Below are 1,899 nucleotides of genomic sequence, written 5' to 3'. Positions count from 1 at the left end.
CAGGCGCCTCTTCAGGTGGAAGATCAACAACCAAAACTCCGTCTGCTCCTGCTTCTGCTGCGTCTTGCGAGAATTTCTCAACGCCGTAGTGAAAAAACGGGTTGTAATAGCCAAATAGTATTATTGGTACTTGAGATACTTTTCTGATATTGCGAACAGTCTGTAGGACATCTGCTAGAGTTGTGCCACCATCAAGAGCTCTCTCTGAGGCAAGTTGTATTGCAGGGCCGTCGGCCATCGGATCTGAAAATGGTATACCAAGCTCTATGATGTCCGCGCCGCTCTCCTCGAGTTTTAGCACAATTTCTTGCGTAATGTCTAAAGACGGATCCCCAGCAGTTATATAAGTTACTAATGCAATTCTTCCCTTTCCATTAAGTTCTTCGAACTTAGTTTTTATTCTATTCATGAGTTTTTATTGTTTTAGTTTTATTGTTTTTTGGAGATAAAGGCCACTAATCACTCGCATCTTAAGCTGGACTTTGTTCATATATGGCCCCTATTCCTGAATAGGTATTTTTACTTGAAAATTGCTTTAAAGATCCAACCCCTTAATCCGATGCTTCGCTCAAACTCTAACACCTCCATAACCAATGTCAAGACTGCATCAGTGTTGGAAATGAGCTAGAAAATTCAGCCAGTTTAGATTGGCTCAGTTACTGAGATGAATCACTTTCCATAAGCTCGGCAATAGTATTTATATCCTTGTCTCCTCTGCCTGATAAACAGATTATCATTATTGAGTCTTTAGGCATTTGAGGTGCAGTTTTCATAGCGTAAGCCACTGCGTGTGATGTCTCAAGCGCCGGGATTATCCCTTCAACTTCTGATATGAACTGAAAACCTTCAAGAGCTTCTCCATCTGTTACGTTCGTATAATTAACTCTTCCGATATCATTTAGGTATGAGTGCTCCGGGCCAACCCCTGGATAATCAAGCCCAGCGGCTATTGAGTGTGTACCTTTTATCTGCCCGTTGTCATCCTGAAGTAAATAGGTTTTGCTTCCATGTAAAACCCCAACGCTTCCGGCAGATATAGTTGCCGCGTGCTCTCCTTTATCAACCCCGGCACCAGCTGCCTCTACTCCTGTAATTTTCACATCTTCATCCTCAAGGAATGGATAGAAAAGACCCATAGCATTTGAGCCCCCTCCTACACATGCAACTAGAAGATCCGGCAGTCTGTTTTCTTTTTCTAGAATTTGCTCTCTTGCCTCTTTCCCAATAACAGATTGAAAATCTCTTACCATCTGAGGATATGGGTGCGGACCGGCAACACTGCCAATAATATAAAAAGTATCTCTAACGTTTGTTATCCAGTCTCTCATGGCTTCATTCATGGCGTCTTTTAGTGTCTGCGTGCCCTGAGTTACCTCTCTTACTGTTGCGCCAAGAAGCTTCATACGAAGCACATTAAGTGCCTGCCTGCGGGTATCTTCAATGCCCATAAATATTTCGCACTCCATATCAAGCAGTGCCGCCACTGTGGCAGTTGCAACGCCGTGCTGACCGGCTCCAGTCTCAGCAATTATTTTTTTCTTTCCCATTCTAGAGGCAAGTATTGCCTGACCGATTGTGTTGTTAATTTTATGGGCCCCTGTATGAGCAAGATCCTCACGCTTAAGATATATCTTTGCGCCGCCCAGTTTCTCTGTCATACGCTGAGCGAAATACAAAGGAGTTGGCCTTCCTACATATTCCTTAAGGTAGTATGCGAGTTCTTCTTGGAACTTAGGGTCGTCCTTGATTTCCTCATATGCCTGTTCCAACTGCAAAATAGCGGGCATAAGGGTTTCAGAGACATAGCGTCCTCCGAATTCTCCAAAATGCCCCATGATATCAGGTAGCTGTGTTTTATTATCCATTTTTTATCGCCTCAAAAAATTGTTTAAGTTTAAT

At 43.1% G+C, this 1,899-nt stretch carries 2 protein-coding genes; both read right to left on the bottom strand.

The window, feature by feature from the left end; all coding sequences use genetic code 11:
- Nucleotides 1-409 (bottom strand): tryptophan synthase subunit alpha (gene trpA / locus AAF462_11820; protein MEM7009810.1); only part of this gene is annotated, 409 nt, incomplete at its 3' end.
- A 247-nt stretch (nucleotides 410-656) separates the two neighbouring features.
- A complete protein-coding gene (trpB, locus tag AAF462_11815; protein MEM7009809.1) occupies nucleotides 657-1,865 on the bottom strand; it encodes a tryptophan synthase subunit beta in 1,209 nt (402 codons plus the stop codon).
- Between the last annotated feature and the right edge of the window lie 34 nt (nucleotides 1,866-1,899).

The organism is Thermodesulfobacteriota bacterium, assembly GCA_039028315.1.
GTDB lineage: Bacteria > Desulfobacterota_D > UBA1144 > Nemesobacterales > UBA2774 > CR02bin9.
This window is presented reverse-complemented; position numbering and strand designations above follow the sequence as displayed.